The organism is Paraburkholderia caledonica NBRC 102488 (assembly GCF_000685095.1).
In the GTDB taxonomy this organism is placed as follows: domain Bacteria; phylum Pseudomonadota; class Gammaproteobacteria; order Burkholderiales; family Burkholderiaceae; genus Paraburkholderia; species Paraburkholderia caledonica.
Window position 1 is genome coordinate 575,771 of sequence record NZ_BAYE01000001.1, and the last position, 17,911, is coordinate 593,681.

12 protein-coding genes are annotated in these 17,911 nt (G+C 62.5%); 7 read left to right on the top strand and 5 right to left on the bottom strand.

All coding sequences use genetic code 11. The features are described 5' to 3' along the window. Positions 1-58: 58 nt before the first annotated feature. Positions 59-328 (top strand): hypothetical protein, encoded by a 270-nt coding sequence (locus BCA01S_RS02660; RefSeq protein WP_027775592.1) that lies wholly within the window; start codon positions 59-61, stop codon positions 326-328. 138 nt (positions 329-466) lie between these two features. Here BCA01S_RS02660 and htpG read toward each other — a convergent pair whose 3' ends face one another. Next, positions 467-2,365, bottom strand: a complete 1,899-nt coding sequence (gene htpG, locus BCA01S_RS02665; protein ID WP_027775593.1) for a molecular chaperone HtpG — start codon at positions 2,363-2,365, stop codon at positions 467-469. A 149-nt stretch (positions 2,366-2,514) separates the two neighbouring features. Continuing rightward, positions 2,515-3,966: an aminotransferase-like domain-containing protein gene (locus BCA01S_RS02670; protein WP_027775594.1), complete on the bottom strand. Its 1,452-nt coding sequence runs from the start codon at positions 3,964-3,966 to the stop codon at positions 2,515-2,517. Between the two features lie 430 nt (positions 3,967-4,396). On the opposite strand from BCA01S_RS02670, the gene BCA01S_RS02675 reads away from it, so the two are divergent. The 6 genes from BCA01S_RS02675 (at position 4,397) to BCA01S_RS02700 (ending at position 12,308) form a co-directional block, all read left to right on the top strand. Beyond that, entirely contained in the window at positions 4,397-5,101 is a 705-nt protein-coding gene (locus BCA01S_RS02675) for a VOC family protein (protein ID WP_027775595.1), read from the top strand. A 75-nt stretch (positions 5,102-5,176) separates the two neighbouring features. Beyond that, entirely contained in the window at positions 5,177-6,373 is a 1,197-nt protein-coding gene (locus BCA01S_RS02680) for an aminotransferase-like domain-containing protein (protein WP_027775596.1), read from the top strand. Between the two features lie 54 nt (positions 6,374-6,427). After that, positions 6,428-6,892 carry a RidA family protein gene (locus BCA01S_RS02685; RefSeq protein WP_027775597.1) on the top strand — a complete coding sequence of 155 codons (465 nt, stop codon included), beginning with the start codon at positions 6,428-6,430 and terminating at the stop codon, positions 6,890-6,892. Between the two features lie 166 nt (positions 6,893-7,058). Further along, on the top strand, positions 7,059-7,961 hold the full coding sequence (locus BCA01S_RS02690) for a PhzF family phenazine biosynthesis protein (protein WP_027775598.1): 903 nt from the start codon (positions 7,059-7,061) through the stop codon (positions 7,959-7,961). A 587-nt stretch (positions 7,962-8,548) separates the two neighbouring features. Next, the gene (locus tag BCA01S_RS02695) at positions 8,549-10,900 is read left to right on the top strand and encodes a bifunctional diguanylate cyclase/phosphodiesterase (protein ID WP_027775599.1); all 2,352 of its coding nucleotides are present in this window, start codon (positions 8,549-8,551) and stop codon (positions 10,898-10,900) included. Positions 10,901-11,099: 199 nt separating this feature from the next. Continuing rightward, on the top strand, positions 11,100-12,308 hold the full coding sequence (locus BCA01S_RS02700) for a chromate transporter (RefSeq protein ID WP_027775600.1): 1,209 nt from the start codon (positions 11,100-11,102) through the stop codon (positions 12,306-12,308). An 84-nt stretch (positions 12,309-12,392) separates the two neighbouring features. On the opposite strand, the gene BCA01S_RS02705 is transcribed toward BCA01S_RS02700, so the two are convergent. The 3 genes from BCA01S_RS02705 to BCA01S_RS02720 form a co-directional block, all read right to left on the bottom strand. After that, the gene (locus tag BCA01S_RS02705; RefSeq protein ID WP_020065296.1) at positions 12,393-12,851 is read right to left on the bottom strand and encodes a CopD family protein; all 459 of its coding nucleotides are present in this window, start codon (positions 12,849-12,851) and stop codon (positions 12,393-12,395) included. Positions 12,852-13,181: 330 nt separating this feature from the next. Continuing rightward, a complete protein-coding gene (gene parC / locus BCA01S_RS02715) occupies positions 13,182-15,506 on the bottom strand; it encodes a DNA topoisomerase IV subunit A (RefSeq protein ID WP_027775601.1) in 2,325 nt (774 codons plus the stop codon). A gap of 69 nt (positions 15,507-15,575) precedes the next feature. Beyond that, positions 15,576-17,561 (bottom strand): DNA topoisomerase IV subunit B, encoded by a 1,986-nt coding sequence (locus BCA01S_RS02720; protein WP_020065293.1) that lies wholly within the window; start codon positions 17,559-17,561, stop codon positions 15,576-15,578. Positions 17,562-17,911: the final 350 nt, after the last annotated feature.

Below are 17,911 nucleotides of genomic sequence, written 5' to 3' on the forward strand. Positions count from 1 at the left end.
GACGTCGAAATAAACCCAAGGCGTCGAGCAAATCTACAACCAGCAGCAGGGAGTCAGGTTGAATACTACAAACGTAAAGGAAACTTCTGACCGCATCGCGCATCTTGCGTCGGTCGTATTGGCTCGTCAGGGCGCCACCCATATCGAGAAAGAGCTAGCCGGCTCCGCGCTCGCGCAACACCACACCGCTAAACAGACCAGCGCGGCAATCGGCAGCCTCGCGGCGCAGGTGCTCGGCGATCATCATTCCAGTTTCGAGGCAAAGGAGTTGGCCGGGAGCGTGCTTGCGCAAGTGCGTCACCTGCACGGGCTGACACTCGATCATTAATGCACGCGCAGTGACCGATGCGAATTTCTTTCGGTCGGCTCTTAACATCACAAAGCGCCTGGCAAAAAAAATGCGCTGCCGAAGCAGCGCATTTTTCTTCACTACGTTGAAGGTCGGTTCGACGCTACGCGATCAGGCTCAATTCGCGCGCGCAAGCAACAACGCGTTCGTACGCTTCACGAAGCTCGCCGGATCTTCAAGCGCGCCGCCCTCGGCCAGCAACGCCTGGTCGAACAGCAGGTGGCACCAGTCGTCGAAGTTCGCATTATCGGCATGCAAGCCCTTGACCAGTGCGTGCTCCGGATTCACTTCCAGAATCGGATGGAACGAAGGCGCCTGCTGCCCTGCAGCCTTCAGCATGCGCTGCAGGTAACCGCTCATTTCGCCGTCGTCGGCAACGAGGCACGAGGGCGAATCGGTCAGGCGGAACGTGAGGCGCACGTCTTTTGCCTTGTCCTTCAGCGCTTCCTTCATCTTGTCGACGAGCGGCTTGAGCTCCTCGCTCACCTTTTCCTGCGCCTCTTTCTCCTCGTCGTTCAGCGCGCCCAGATCCAGATCGCCGCGCGCCACGCTTTGCAGCGGCTTCCCGTCGAATTCGTTGAGGAACGACAGCATCCATTCGTCCACGCGGTCGGTCAGCAGCAGCACTTCCACGCCCTTCTTGCGGAACACTTCGAGATGCGGGCTGTGCGTCGCGGCCTGCCAGGTGTCGGCCGTCACGTAGTAAATCTTGCTTTGCTCCGGCTTCATGCGCGCGACGTAATCGGCGAGCGACACGTTCTGCTCCGGCGCTTCCGTATGCGTGGACGCAAAGCGCACGAGCTTGGCAATGCGCTCGCGATTCGCAAAGTCTTCGCCGATGCCTTCCTTCAGCACCTGGCCGAACTCCTTCCAGAAGCCGGCGTACTTCTCCTTGTCGGCGTCGTTATCCGAGTTGGCCAGATCTTCCAGCATCGACAGCGCGCGCTTGGTCACGCCCTCGCGGATCGCCTTGACGTCGCGGCTTTCCTGCAGGATCTCACGCGAGACATTAAGCGGCAGATCGCTCGAATCGACCACACCCTTGACGAAGCGCAGGTACGCGGGCAACAGTTGCTCGGCGTCGTCCATGATGAACACGCGCTTCACATACAGCTTCAGCCCGCCGCGATGATCGCGGTTCCACAGATCGAACGGCGCGTGGCTCGGCACGTACAGCAACTGCGTGTATTCGCTTCGGCCCTCGACGCGGTTATGCGTCCAGGTGAGCGGATCCTGATGATCGTGCGACAGATGCTGATAAAACTGCTTGTACTGCTCTTCGGTGATGTCGTTCTTCGCACGGGTCCACAGCGCGCTGGCCTGATTGACGGTCTCGTCCTCGTCTTTCGTGACCATCGCGCTCTTTTCCGCGTCCCACTCTTCCTTCTTCATCAGAATGGGCAGCGCGACGTGATCGGAATACCGCTGAATGATCGACTTAAGCCGATGCGACGACAGGAGTTCGTCTTCGTCTGCACGCAGATGCAGCGTGATGGTCGTGCCGCGCGCGGCGCGCTCGATCTGCTCGACGGCGAAATCCCCCTCGCCGGCGCTTTCCCAACGCACGCCTTCCGACGCCGGCAATCCGGCGCGGCGCGTTTCGACCGTGATCTTGTCCGCGACGATGAAGCCCGAGTAGAAGCCCACGCCGAACTGCCCGATCAGCGCAGCGTCTTTCTGCTGATCGCCCGACAGCTTGCCGAAGAATTCCTTGGTGCCCGAGCGCGCGATCGTGCCGAGGTTGCCGATCGCTTCGTCACGGCTCATGCCAATGCCGTTATCGTCGATCGTAATAGTGCGCGCGTCCTTGTCATACGACACGCGAATGCGCAGATTCGGGTCGTTCTCGTACAACCCGCTGTTTTCAATCGCTTCGAAACGCAGCTTGTCGGCCGCGTCGGACGCATTGGAAATCAGCTCGCGCAAAAAGATTTCCTTGTTGCTGTACAGCGAATGGATCATCAGTTGCAGAAGCTGTTTCACTTCTGCCTGAAAGCTCATGGTTTCTTGTGCCATGGTCGGACTTCCTCTCTGTTGCGAATCGGTTTTTGCGAATCGGGTATTGCAGATGCGCTTCGGGTCAGGCGTGGCACGGGGCCGGATTGCCGACGTGCGGTGCCGTGCCGCCGGATCGTCCGCCTAAATAAGGGCGATGCGGCGCCGTTTCAAGAGGCGCGGCGCGCAACGCCGTCCAGATAACGGCAGAGAAACGTCGCCAGCTCCGGATCCCCGCAATTGGCGACGTTGAAGCGCATCCACGTGGTGGGCGACTGCTGCGGCGAAAAAAGGCTGCCGGGCGTCAGCAGAAAACCGGCTTCGTGGCCGGCGGCGGCTAGGCCGTCGGCGTCGACTCCGGTGTCGGCCCACACGAACATTCCGGCCGTGGGCGTCAGGAACAGCTTCAGGCCGGTCTTTTCCAGCATCCGCACGGATTTTTCGCGCACCCCGTCGAGCCGAGCGCGCAACCGCTCGACGTGGCGTCGGTAATGACCCTCGGTGAGAATTTTGTACAGCACCCGCTCGTTCAATTCCGGGCTCGTCATGCCGACCAGCATTTTCTGGTCGCTGACCGCCTTCGCGACTTCCGGCGCGCACGCGATGAAACCAACGCGCAGATTGGGCGCGAGCGTCTTCGAAAAACTGCCCAGATAGATCACGCGCTTTAGCTGATCGAGGCTTGCGAGCCGCGTGCCGGCATAGCTCGGCGGGCAGAGATCGCCGTAAATGTCATCTTCGACCACGATGAAGTCGTACGCCTCGGCAAGCCGCAAGATGCGGAACGCCTGCGCGGCCGTGAGCGACGTGCCGGTCGGATTCTGCAGCACGGAATTGATCACCAGCATCTTGGGCCGCCACGTCTGCACCAGCGATTCGAGCGCGTCGAGGTCCGGGCCGTCCGGCGTATATGGCATGCCGAGAAGCCGTGCGCCTTGCGACGCGAAGCGCCCGAACATCTGGAACCACGCAGGATCGCCGACGATCACCGAATCGCCCGCCTTGACATAGATGCGCGAAATCAGGTCGATCGCCTGCGTGATGCCCGACACCATCACGATCTGCTCGGGCGACGCGCCGATCTCCAGTTCCTCGAGCCGCGTCTGCAATTGCTGGCGCAGCGGCAGAAAACCGAGCGGCGTGCCGATCCCCAGCAACTGCGCGCCGCTTTGCCGGCCCAGCGTGCGCAGCGCGTTGGTGATCAACTCGCCGTCGAGCCAGCGCGCCGGCAGATAGCCGAGACCGGGGCTGCGCTCCGGGCGCGCGCCGGTATGCAGCATGTTGCGCAGCAGCCAGACCACGTCGATGGTGGCCGGCGCGGGCGACTGCGTGACCGGACGAATTTCCGAAACCGCCGCGCCCGCCAGACGCTCGCGCACGAAGAAACCCGAGCCGCGCCGCGACTCAAGATAGCCCTGTGCGACTAGCCGCTCGTACGCCTCGACCACCGTGAAACGCGACACGCCTTTGTCGAGCGCAAGCTTGCGGATCGACGGCATACGCATGCCGGGACGAAACACGCGCTCTTCGATGCGGCGGCGAGCCCATTGGACGAGTTGCTCGACCAGCGTCAGCGATGCCGTATCGTGCGGGGCGGGAATTTGTGTAAGCGGGACGGACATAGACGCACTCCAACTGTACCGAACGGTATCGAATCGATTGTACCGTTACTGTGCAGGTCGTCGCCGCTACATTTGAGACAGAAGAAGCGCGCCTGCCCGATTCGCGGCGTCGTCGAAGTACCGAGCCTGGCGGCGATCCCGCCGAGTAGGCTGTCGGATGCGCGAGCGCTGTTTGCGGCGGCGAGCGAACCGATAGGGCAAGCGGGCAAGCTAACCGGCAAGCGGCCCCCAGACAGACACACGGCCAGTCGCCGGCAACCAGCCGCAAAGACCGCGCACCGCCCGTTGATCGCACATTAATCGCCCGTTAAGCGCACGTTCGCGGGTCGTCGTCGCCCCGCGAACGGTTATGCTTACGTGCCCGGGCACCCGCATACGCTGCGCGTGGTGCGGGTCCGGCCTGATGTGAAACCCGTTTTCCCGATCCGCAATGACCGCACATTTGCTTCGTCTCGATCACCTCGTTGTTTCCGCCCGCACGCTCGACGAGGGTACACAGTACGTCGCCGACGTTCTCGGCGTGGCACCGGCCGGGGGCGGCGCGCACCCCCTGATGCGGACCCACAACCGCCTGCTGAACCTGTGGGGCGGCGCGTATCTGGAAGTAATCGCAATCGATCCGCATGCCGACGCCGCGCAGGAACCGGCCGCCGCCGCGCCGCGCCCGCGCCTTTTTGCGCTCGACGACCCCGCCACGCACGCGCGCCTCGAGAACGGGCCGTATCTGTCGCATTGGGTCGTCCGCGTCGACCGCCCGAAGCATCTGCCGGCGTGGCAGGCCCAGTACCCGCAGCGCATCCCGCCGATCGTGCCTCTCACGCGCGGCGAGTTCAGCTGGGGGCTGTCCATTGCGGACGACGGCGCGTTTCCCTCCTGGCAAGGCGCCGGCGACGGCGTGCTGCCCTCGCTCATCCAGTGGGACACGGCGCGGCATCCGTCGGAGTCATTGCCGGAAACCGGCATCGCACTAAAAGCGCTGAACGGCCAGCATCCGCGAGCCGAGACGGTGGCCGCGCAATTGCAGTGGCTAGGCGCCGCGCATCTGATAAAGCTGCATCCGACGGACGACGCAGCGGCGCCGGCCGCGCTGACCGCCGAGTTCGAAACACCCAACGGTCTACGGACCCTTAAATAGCCAGCGCGCGCGGGTCGCCGACTCGCGCGATAATCGAGGTTTTGACAGGTTCCAGACATACCAGCAGAGGAGACCATGGACCAAAGCGACTTGAAAGCCCCCACGTGGCAATTGTCCGAACGCGCACGCAAGCTCACCAGCTCGGCGATCCGCGAGATCCTGAAGGTCACGGAACGGCCCGAAGTCATTTCGTTCGCGGGCGGCCTGCCCTCGCCGGCCACCTTCCCGGCCGAACGCATGCGCGAAGCGTCCGACCGCATTTTGCGCGACTCGCCCGCCGCGGCGCTCCAGTACAGCGCAACGGAAGGTTATGCGCCGCTGCGCGAGTGGGTCGCGAAGCGCTACTCGGTGAACGGCGCGCAGATCCGCCCGAGTCAGGTACTCATCACCACCGGCTCCCAGCAGGCGCTCGATCTGCTCGGCAAGGTGCTGGTCTGTCCGCAAAGCCCCGTACTCGTCGAAACGCCGACATACCTCGGCGCGCTGCAATCGTTCTCCATGTACGAGCCGCGCTACATCCAGGTGCCGACTGACGAACAAGGGCTGATTCCCGAAGGACTCACGCCCGAACTCACCGCCGGCGCCCGCCTGTTGTACGCACAACCGAATTTCCAGAATCCGACTGGCCGCCGCCTGCCGGTCGAGCGTCGCCGCGCGCTCGCCGAATTCGCGAAAACCGCGCCGTTCCCGGTAATCGAAGACGACCCCTACGGCGCGCTGGATTATGCGGGCGAACCGCTGCCGACCATGCTGTCGATGGCGCCCGACCATATCGTCCACCTGGGTTCTTTCTCCAAGGTGCTCGCGCCGGGTCTGCGGGTCGGCTACATCATCGCGCCCGAAGAGTTGATCTTCAAACTCGTGCAGGCCAAGCAGGCCACCGACCTGCATACGCCGAGCTTTACCCAGCGCATCGTCCATGAAGTGATCAAGGACGGCTTTCTCGACACGCATGTGCCGACCATTCGCGAGCTTTACCGCGACCAGTGCGCGGCAATGCTCGCCGCGCTCGAGCGTTACATGCCCGAAGGCGTGCAGTGGAACCGTCCGGAAGGCGGCATGTTCATCTGGGTGAGCCTGCCTGCGCAAATCGACAGCATGAAGCTGCTCGAGGAAGCGGTCGCACAAAATGTCGCGTTCGTGCCGGGCGGTCCGTTCTTCGCGAACGAAGCGCAGCACAACACATTGCGCCTGTCGTTCGTCACGGTGCCGCCGGCGAAGATCGACGAAGGCGTGTCGCGTCTCGCGACGCTGATCCGCGCCAGGCTCTGAAACTAGCCGGCCCGTTCGCCGCAACCACCTCTCATTACCGACCGAGGACACAACATGGCTCAAACTAACGTTTATGACAAGCTGAAGGAACTGGGCATCGAATTGCCGAACGCCGGCGCGCCGGCGGCCGCCTATGTGATGAGCGCGCAAAGCGGCAATACGGTGTACCTGTCCGGCCACATCGCGAAGAAGGACGGCAAGGTGTGGGCGGGCAAGCTCGGCGCCGAGCTCAGCACCGAAGACGGCAAGGCCGCGGCGCGATCCATCGCCATCGACCTGCTTGCCACACTGCACGCGCATTTGGGCGACCTCAACCGCGTCACGCGCATCGTCAAGTTGATGAGTCTCGTCAATTCCACGCACGAATTCACCGAGCAGCACCTGGTTACGAACGGTGCTTCGGAACTCGTCGCCGACGTGTTCGGCGAGCGCGGCAAGCACGCACGCTCGGCATTCGGCGTCGCGCAGATTCCGCTCGGCGCATGCGTCGAAATTGAAATGATCGCGGAAGTCGAGTAACGCATCGCGATTTAAGGCCGGCTCGTCCGGCCTGTCGCAATCAACGCGTCGCCAGGTGTCGATCACCCGCGGCGCGTTTTGCATTTGTGGCGAGGTAGCCCGTTCCCGCAGCAGCAGATAGAATCCGCGAACCCTATCAACCGCAGGAATCGCCGGACCGCCCCCGATGCCCGCTAACACAGTTCGTTTCAAACAGGTCGACGTGTTCACGTCGGTGCCGTTCAAAGGCAATCCGCTTGCTGTCATATTCGACGCCGACACGCTCAGCGCCGAACAGATGCAGGCGATCGCGCACTGGACCAATCTGTCCGAAACTACCTTCCTGTTGAAGCCGACGGACCCGGCCGCCGACTATCGCGTGCGCATTTTCACGACTCAGGGCGAATTGCCCTTCGCCGGTCATCCGACGCTCGGCACCGCGCATGCGCTGCTCGAAAGCGGCTATCAGCCGAAGCAGCCGGGCAAGCTCGTTCAGCAGTGCGGCGTGGGCCTCGTCGAATTGCAGTCCCTTCATGATGACTCCGGCGACATGCACGGCGCGTGGGCCTTCGCCGCACCGCCCGCACGAATTGCGCCGCTGCCGGAACACCAATACGCCGCACTTTCTACGGCTTTGCGTAGCGACGCGATAGACTTCGGCGCCACGCCGAGCGCCGTCGACAATGGCGCGCCGTGGCTCGTCGTGCGCGTGAATTCGGCGCGCGATTGTCTCGCGCTCGAACCCGACGCCGCAGCGCTCGCGCGCATCGTGCAATCGGTCGGCACGCACGGTCTCGCCGTTTATGGTCCGCACGAGGCCGGCGGTCCTGCCACGTTCGAAGTGCGCTGCCTGATGACGGGCGGCGCGTTCGGCGTCGGCGAAGACCCTGTTACCGGCAGCGCGAATGCGGCGCTTGCCGGTTTGTTGAGTGCGCAAAACCTACGACCGGGCGCGAGCTACACCGCGCGCCAGGGCACCGCCCTCGGACGCGCTGGCCAGGTCTTCGTGCGCTACGACGACAGGAACAGCAAGACGTGGATCGGCGGCTCGTCGGTGACCGTCGTCGACGGTACGTTCCGGATGCCGTGACCGGCCGATCGTTTGCTTACATCTCGCCGCATTGAATGGAGCAATAGAAAGTCTCCTGCAAGGCAGTGTAGAAGCAGACGCGCGCAACTTGCCTCATTCGCCACGCTTAACCACGATTAGCCACAAAACCCCGCTCGCTGTGCTGAGCCGATGCAATTTGCATAAAGACCGCCCGAAAAGACCTCGCACGTGACAGCCGCCATGCCGGAACGCCGAACCTCGATGCAGCATCCGAATACCAGTTCCACCGCCGTTCGATCCCGCTCATGCTCCGAGTCGCAGACCGGTGGACTATGGAGCACGCCACGGAACCAGGCGGAAAACCGCAACCCGGGCGGACCGCAAAACAGCCTCGAGACAGCCGCGGACTGCGCCCGCGTATACCCGATGCCGGGACCCTTCCTTAATCCAGTGGCATTAAGTAATATCGAAACGTACCCGACAAAGTGCGAACGATCAGGCGCCAGGCCACGCCCCTTCTTGCGCAGTAGTTCTGGCAACTTGGTCACCATGCAGCCATCCATGAAAACAGCGCCGACGACCCTCGCGCATTCGCAACCGGCACCCAGTCGGGTACGGGCCGCCTGATGAGCAAAACCCGCTTCTCCGATCAGCGCGAAGCCAAAAGCCGCCGCGATCCCGCTGCGTCCAGACGGCGTGCGCTGTTCGCGATTCCCGCGCTCGGCGTACTGGTGCTGGTGCTTCTTTGGACCGTGATCTTCGCGCGTCTTTCGGTCGAAAAAGAAGCCACTTACCGCGAGGCCATGGCGTCTGCCGCGATTCTCTCGGCAGCGCTCGAACAGCATACGATCAAGGCGATTCACCAGGTCGATCAGATCACGCGGTTCGTCAAATACGAGTTCGAGAAGACACCGGGACGTTTCGATCTTGCCAGCACAGTTGAAAGAGGCGTCGTGCAAAGCGAGACGCTCGTGCAGGTATCGCTGATCGATGAACGCGGGCAGCTGATCGCCAATACGGCCGAGCTCAATCCCAAGCGCATCGATCTATCGGACCGCGAACACTTCAAAGTCCACGAACACGAAAACGACGACCAGTTGTATATCAGCAAGCCGGTGCTCGGCCGCGTGTCGGGCCACTGGACCTTGCAGATGACGCGGCGCCTGAATCATCCGGACGGCACGTTTGCGGGTGTCGTAGTGGTATCCGAAGACCCGAGCTATTTCACGAGCGACTTCTACAACAACGCGGCGATCGGCCGCGAAGGCGTGATCGCGGTCATCTCCGACAACGGCAGGGTGCTAGCGCGCCGCACCGGCAGCGCCGTGAATGCGAACGGCTCGTTCTCGGCCAGCGGCTCCTATCCGACGTCAGAACACGTCTCGGGCACCTATGTCGATTCGATCGACAACGTCACGCGCATCGTGTCGTACCGGCATATCGACGGTTATCCGCTCGGCGTGCTGGTCGGTCTGTCGCAAGCCGAGGAATTCGCCGACTACAACCATACGCGCAACGTCTATCTGCTGATGGCGGGGTTCATCTCGCTCGCCATGCTGAGCTTCTTCGCCGTGGCAACCGGCCTGATCGGCAAGCTGCTCGGCCGCGAGCGCGAAATGACGCATCTGGTCGAATACGACCTGCTCACCGGCTTGCGCAATCGCTATGCAACCTTGCGGACGCTGCGCCACGAAGTCGCGCAACCGGCCAACCTGGGCCGCCTCGCGATTCTGTTCATCGACCTCGATAACTTCAAGACGGTCAACGACACGCTCGGTCACAACGCCGGCGACATCGTGTTGCAAATGACGGCCTCGCGGCTGTCCACCGCGGTTGCGGACGACGGCACGTTGAGCCGTATCGGCGGCGACGAGTTCGTCGTCGTCATCAAGGGCGAGGACGTCGAGAAGCGCGCGGTCGCGCTCGCCGAAGCGGCGGCGGAAGCCTTTGCGAAACCGTTCGAAGTGCGCGGCAGCTCGTTCGTGCTGCATGCGAGCATCGGCATCGCGCTTTATTCGGTTGCCAACGAAAGCGAGATCGACCTGCTGAAAAAAGCCGACCTCGCGATGTACAGCGCGAAAGATGCGGGCAAGAACTGCTACCAGTTCTATTCGCCGCAGCTGTCGCATCGCGCCGACCATCTGATGAAGTGGGAACAGCAGTTGCGTGTCGCGCTTGCCGAAGGGCAACTGTTTCTCGCCTACCAGCCGAAGATCGACCTCACGCGCCGCTGCATCACCGGCTTCGAGGCGCTGGTGCGCTGGAACCATCCGCAGCACGGGCTGATTCCGGCCAACGAATTCATTCCGGTCGCGGAGTCCACCGGCCTTATCGTGCCGATCGGCGACTTCGTGATCGAGACGGCGTGCCGGCAACTGGCCGTGTGGCAGCAGCAAGGCTACGACACGCTGTCGCTCGCCGTGAACATTTCGGCCGTGCAGTTCTGGCGCGGCGATCTGTACGAAACGGTGTCGCACGCGATCGAGGAAAGCGGCATTTCCGCACGCCGCCTGGAACTGGAAATCACGGAAACGGCGATGATGGAATATCCGGAACTCGTCTCCGAAAAAATCTTTGCGCTCAAGCGCCTCGGTGTGCGAATTGCACTCGACGACTTCGGCACTGGCTATTCGTCGCTGTCGTATCTGAACCGTTTTTCCGTGGATACGCTGAAGGTAGACCGGTCGTTCGTTCAGGCCATTCCGGGCGATCGCAGCGTTTGCGTGATGGTCACCGCGATCGTCAATCTGGCGCGCTCGCTCGGGCTGACGGTGGTTGTCGAAGGAACGGAAACGGAAGAGCAGATTGCGTGGCTCGCCGCGCTCGGTCATATCGAGGCGCAGGGTTTTCTGTTTTCGCGCCCGGTTCCTGTCGACGCGATTCCGGCACTGCTCGAACGGTTCGGCGTGTGCGGCATGACGGGCCGGCACCCCGTTCAGGAAACGAACATGAACGCCAGCACCAGCACGAACGGCTAGGCAGTCGCGCCCAAGGCGTCGCTTGCAAGGCTTTGACTTCGATGCTGCAATCGAGGAAGCCCGCCCATACCGCAGTCACACAAAACGGGCTACATTCTCGCTGTATTGCAATCTCGCGCGTGCCGCCGGACCAGTCGGCCCCGCGCAACACTCAGACGATCCACAGGACGGACGCCCGCTCAGCGGGCGCCGTGGCGCCATGCAGACCATAACAAGCCACGATGCGGCAAGACGAGGGGAACGGGAACCGCTATGGACGCTGTTTCGGGTCGTGTTCGGCCTGTCGGCATTGTCATGGGGCGGCCTCGCGCTGATGGCTCAGCTCGAGAATCACTACGTCGAACGTGAAGGACGGCTCTCGCGGGTCGCGTTCTCCGATCTGATCGCGCTTGCGTGGATGGTGCCGGGCCCGGTGGGCTGCAATGTCGCCGTGCAACTCGGACACGCGCTGCGCGGACGCGCCGGCGCATGGGTCGCGGGCATTGCCAGCGTGCTGCCCTTTTTCATGTTGATGACGCTCTTCGCGATCTTCTATCGCACGCCGATCGTGCGCGCCGCCGCGTCGCAGACCCTGCTCAATCACTTCAGCGTCGTACTCGCTACGTTGATCGGCATCACCTGGTACAAACAGACACGCGCGCTCGTGCGCGGCAAGCTCGAATGGACCGCGGCGGTCGTCGGCTGTATCGCGCTTTTCTATGCGCACAGCCCTGCAGCTTATGTGCTGATGCTAAGCGCGGCGTTCGGTGCGGGCTGGGTGGTCAGCCCCGTGCGCGACACGCGGTTTGCCGTGTCCTTCGCGCGCGTCGACTGGCAGATCCTCACGATGCTGTGCGTGTTCGTGCTGCTGTTCGCGGTACCGTTGCCGCATCGCTACGATCTCGCGCTGCTATGGCCGCGGCTCGCGGGCGCGGGCATGACGCTGTTCGGCGGTGGGTTCTCCGCATTGCCGGTGCTCAAGACATTGTTTGTCACGCCGTCGATCGGCATATCGGACAACGACTTCACGCTGGCGTTTTCACTGTCGCCGCTATCGCCGGGGCCGCTTCTGAACGTCGTGCCGTTCTTCGGCTATCTCGTCGACGGGTGGGCTGGCGCGTTGATCGCCACGTTCGCGTTGTTCGTGCCGTCCGGATGCCTCGTGGTGCTGGCGCAGCAGCACCTGCATCAATTGAAGATGAACCAGCAATTCGAGCACGGCATGCGGATTCTGCGCGCGGTCACCACGGCCTTCCTTGCGGTGGCCGTGCTGCGTATCGCCGGACGCGTGCCGTGGCAACCGGTCTATCTGATTACCGCGCTATTCTCGGCGATGTGTTTCGCGAAGCTGAAGGTGCCCGTGTACGTGGTGTACGGCACCGTCGCGGTCGTATGCGGACTCTGGCTCGCTTACGGCGCATTGCTTTAGCGGAGCGCTCAGAGATTCTCCGGCGCTCTGTAGCGACCGTGCAGCGACCGTGCAGCGACCATTCAACGAGCCGGCAAGCGTCTGTCAAAACCCGCGCGACAGCACGGCGAACCCGACGGTCACCACGCCAAGCACGATATTGATCAGCACCAGACGCCGGATCGTGCCGACCGCCTGTGCGCCGTCAGGCCACTTCTGCGCCTGCACCGCGCGGCGAATGCGCGGAAACACCGCGAAGCGGATATGTCCGAAGATCAGCATCATGACGATGCCAAGGCCGGCCATTGCATGCAACGGCCACGTGGCGTGGCCACCGCCGAATTGCATTAGCAGGAAGCCGCCCGTCAGCAAAATGACCAGCACCGAAGCAGCAACCCAATTGAAGAAGCGGCCAAACACCGACTCCCACAACGGCAAACGCAATTGCGGCGAAAGATCGGCAATTGCCGGGCGTAAGCAGAAATGCGCGAAGACCATCCCGCCGATCCATATCGCGACTGCGAGCAGGTGTAGAAACAGCGCGAGTTCGATAGCCTTGTTCATGTTGTATTCCTCTCCGACGACGCCACACCGCTTATGACGAATGATATGAGCAGCGGCTATTGAGCGCATTCGACCGCACGCCATGCGTGCAGTTCCAGCAGGCCCAAGGCTTTCTCGTCGTTTTTCTTGTTGTTATTGCAGCGCGCCTGTATCTCGACGGAGTACCGCACTTCGACACCGTAACGCCGCCCCCGAATTTTCTGCAACGTGCCCCGCAGTTACGGCATGGTAACTGCGTGGTTACCGCGAGCCACTGCGGCACACTTCACTGCGCACGGCCAGCGCCTCGCATGCTAGCAGACGCCGGCCGTATTGGAACGTCAATCTTCGTCAAGCAGCCAGCACAGGGCGCATACCTTCGAGCTTCAGCTTGGTTTCGGGCGTGCGCCCTTTACGCGCCCGCTTGCCGACATGCGACGCCAAAGCGGCGCCGCTCAGCTTTTCTTCGTCCAGACGTCCGCCGCGACGCGCGCCGATCAGCATCACCCCCGCCGCGTTGATCGCGAGCGCCTGAACCAGCGTTTCCTTGTCGTCGAGCGCCATTAGCGTGACGCCGCGACCGCCGCCGGAGAGCGTCTTCATTTCGTCGAGACCGAATACCAGCAGGCGCCCGCTCGACGACAGACACGCGACCTGCGTCGCGTCCGGCAGCATCGGCATGGGCGCGAGCGGCACAGCGCCGGCGTCGATCGTCATGAACGACTTGCCTGCCTTCAGGCGGCTCACCATGTCGCCGACCTTGGCGATGAAGCCAAAGCCGTTGCTCGACGCGAGCAACAATGCCTGGTCAGCCGAAGCCGCGTAGTAATGCATCAGGTGGCTACCCGATTCGAGTTCGATCAGCGACGTCACCGGCACGCCGTCGCCACGGCCGCCCGGCAGCGACGCCACCGCGACCGAATAGACGCGACCGTTGCTGCCCCACGCGACGAGCGTATCGGGCGTGCGGCACTGGAACGCGGCGTAGAGACCGTCGCCGGCCTTGAACGTGAAGCCTGCCGTGTCCAGCCCGTGCCCCTTCAGCGCACGCACCCAGCCCTTTTGCGAGACCACGACCGTGACAGGTTCATCGACCACGCGCGCTTCGTACGTCGCGCGCTTTTCCTGCTGGATCAGCGTGCGGCGCTCGTCGCCGTACTGCTTCGCGTCGCCTTCAATTTCCTTGATGAGCAGGCGCTTCATCGCCGATTCGCTGCCGAGCAATTCTTCGAGCTTCGCTTTCTCGTCGCGCAGTTCGGCAAGCTCTTTCTCGATCTTGATCTTCTCAAGACGAGCCAACTGACGCAGCCGGATTTCCAGGATGTCCTCGGCCTGGCGATCGGACAGGCCGAACGCGGCCATCAACGCGACCTTCGGTTCGTCGGATTCGCGAATGATGCGGATGACTTCGTCGATATTCAAAAAGACGATCATCCGGCCTTCGAGGATGTGGATCCGGTCGTCTACCTTCGTCAAACGGTGACGCGTGCGGCGCGTGACCGTCGCGAAGCGGAACGCGATCCACTCGTGCAGGATTTCGCTCAAGCCCTTCTGACGCGGCCGGCCGTCGCCGCCGACCATCACGAGATTCAGCGACGCATTCGATTCGAGACTCGTATGCGCGAGCAGCGTGGTGACGAACTCCGTCTGATCGATGCGGCTCGACTTTGGCTCGAACACGAGGCGCACGGGTGCGTCCTTACCGGACTCGTCGCGCACCGCGTCGAGTAAGGCCAGCATGGTCTGCTTGCCTTGCAACTGTTCGGGCGTTAGCGCCTTCTTGCCAAGCTTGATCTTCGGATTGGTCTGTTCCTCGATTTCTTCGAGGACCTTTTGCGCGGCCGTGTTCGGCGGCAATTCGGTGATGACCAGTTGCCACTGGCCGCGTGCGAGTTCTTCGATCTTCCAGCGTGCTCGAACCTTCAGGCTGCCGCGGCCGGTCTCGTAGGCCGCCGAAATTTCCGCTTCGCTCGAAATGATCTGGCCGCCGCCGGGGAAATCAGGGCCCGGAATGTGCTGCATCAATTCGGCATGCGCAATCTTCGGGTTGCGGATCATTGCGACCGCGGCGCCCGCGACTTCTCGCAGGTTGTGCGACGGGATTTCGGTGGCGAGGCCCACGGCGATGCCCGAGGCGCCATTGAGCAGGACGAACGGCAGACGCGCGGGCAAGAGCCTCGGCTCGTCGAACTCACCGTCGTAGTTCTTCATGAAGTCGACCGTGCCCTGATCGATTTCATCGAGCAGCAGCTTGGCAATCGGCGTCAGACGCGCTTCGGTGTAGCGCATGGCCGCCGCGCCGTCACCATCGCGAGAACCAAAGTTGCCCTGGCCGTCGATCAGCGGATAGCGCATCGAAAAGTCTTGCGCGAGACGCACCAGCGCGTCATAGGCCGACTGGTCGCCGTGCGGATGGTATTTACCGAGCACGTCGCCAACCACGCGCGCCGACTTGACCGGCTTCGCGTTGTCGGACAGACCCATGTCGTTCATTGCGAACAGAATGCGGCGTTGCACTGGCTTCTGGCCGTCGCACACATCCGGCAGCGCGCGGCCCTTGACCACGCTGACCGCGTAGTCGAGGTACGCACGTTCCGCGTAATTGCCGAGCGTCAGAAAATCGCCTTCCGGCGGCGGTGGCTCGGTGAACAGGTCGAGAGTGTTATCGTCGTCCATCTAGATTCCGTATCGTGTTTGGCGTGAAGTTTCGTGCTTCCGTGTGACATGCGAGCGCTGTAAAACCGCTCAGATATCCGCTTCCACTTCATTGCCCTTTTCTTCCAGCCAGCTGCGCCGCGATGCCGCTTCGCCCTTGCCCATCAGCATGGTCATGCGCGCGACCGTGGCGTCGTAGTCGAGCTCGCCGAGCGCGACCGGCGTGAGTCGCCGTGTGTCCGGGTTCATCGTCGTGTCCCACAGTTGCTCGGCGCTCATTTCGCCAAGGCCTTTGAAGCGGCTGATCGACCATTGCGTGTCGCGCACGCCGTCTTTACGCAGCTTGTCGAGAATCGCTTCGAGTTCGCCTTCGTCGAGCGCATAGAGCTTTTGCGCCGGTTTTTTGCCGCGGGCGGGCGCGTCCACTCGAAAAAGCGGCGGGCGCGCGACGCACACATGACCGCGTTCGATCAACTGCGGGAAATGTTTGAAGAACAGCGTGAGCAGCAACACCTGAATGTGCGAGCCGTCCACGTCCGCGTCCGACAGAATGCAGATCTTTCCGTAGCGCAGGTTCGACAGATCGACTTTGTCGTCCGGACTATGGGGATCGACGCCGATCGCCACCGAAATGTCGTGCACTTCGTTATTCGCAAAGAGACGGTCGCGCTCGGTTTCCCAGGTGTTCAGCACCTTGCCGCGCAGCGGCAGGATCGCCTGATATTCCTTATCGCGGCCCATTTTCGCGGAGCCGCCGGCCGAATCGCCCTCGACGAGAAACAACTCATTGCGGCCGATTTCCGTCGACTCGCAGTCGGTCAGCTTGCCTGGCAGCACAGCCACGCCGGAGCTCTTGCGCTTCTCGACCTTCTGCCCTGCTCGCGTGCGCGCCTGCGCCTGCTTGATCACGAGGTCCGCAAGCTTCTTGCCGTGCTCCACATGCTGGTTCAGCCACAATTCGAGCGCCGGGCGCGCAAACGATGACACGAGCTTCACCGCGTCGCGGCTATTCAGACGCTCCTTGATCTGCCCTTGGAATTGCGGATCGAGCACCTTTGCCGACAGCACGAACGACACGCGCGCAAATACGTCTTCAGCAAGAAGCTTCACGCCCTTCGGCTGCAGGTTGTGCAACTCGACAAAACTCTTCACCGCCTGATACAAGCCGTCGCGCAAGCCCGATTCGTGCGTGCCGCCGGCGGGCGTCGGGATGAGGTTGACGTACGACTCGCGCGTGAGCGACCCTTCCTCGCTCCATGCGACGACCCACGCGGCACCCTCGCCTTCGGCGAACGTTTCTTCGCTCGATCGCGAGTTTTCGGCGTAACGCTCGCCTTCGAACAGCGGAATGAGCAGGTCACTGCCGTTCATGCCTTCGAGCAGATAGCCGCGCAAACCGTCTTCGTATTTCCAGCTTTGCTGTTCGCCGGTTTTCTCGTTGATAAGCGTGACTTCGACGCCCGGCAACAACACTGCCTTCGAGCGCAGCAGCCGTTGCAATTCGCCGAGCGGCAGATTGGGCGAGTCGAAGTACTTCGGGTCCGCCCACGCGGTAACGCGCGTGCCGGACTTCTTTTCGCCCTTCGCTGCGGCGCGCACTTCGAGCGGCTTCGCCACGTCGCCGTGCGCAAAGCTCAACGCGGCGACCTTGCCGTCGCGCCACACGGTGACGTCTAGACGCGTGGACAGCGCGTTGGTGACCGACACGCCGACGCCGTGCAAGCCGCCCGAAAACGTGTAGGCGCCGCCGGCGGCTTTATCGAACTTGCCGCCCGCGTGCAGTCGCGTGAACACGATTTCCACGACCGGCACGCCTTCCTCCGGATGCAGTCCGAACGGAATGCCGCGGCCGTCGTCTTCGACAGACACCGAATGGTCCGCGTGCAACGTGACCGTGATTTGCCGGCCGTGGCCGCCGAGGGCTTCGTCCGACGCGTTGTCTATAACTTCCTGAATGATGTGCAGCGGATTCTCGGTGCGGGTATACATGCCGGGCCGTTGCTTGACCGGCTCGAGACCCTTCAACACCTTGATCGACGCTTCGCTATACGCGGCGTTTGGCTTTTTCGTGGACATGGTTGACTCGGGTGCGTCGGTTCATCGTTGTCCACAGGTCCTGTGGACAGGTCCGTGGACAATGCGTTGAGTTTTCAAAAAAAGCGAAACGAAACAACGTGGTTAGGTGGGGTGCCCGCAGCGCGGGCAAACTGTTTTGCCGCATGGCTTCCGCGCACATTCCACGTGACGGCCACGCGGTTTTGTGCGCGGGATCTTATCGACACGCAGCATAACGGCCCGACGCACGGCACTATTGCCGCGCATCGTTGCCGCCAGTGCGAACGCCGGGGAAGCCTGTTCGCGGGGTATTTTACTGATTTCAAACCTGGCGGCAATTCACGGCTCAAGCGATCGGCCTTCCGGACAAG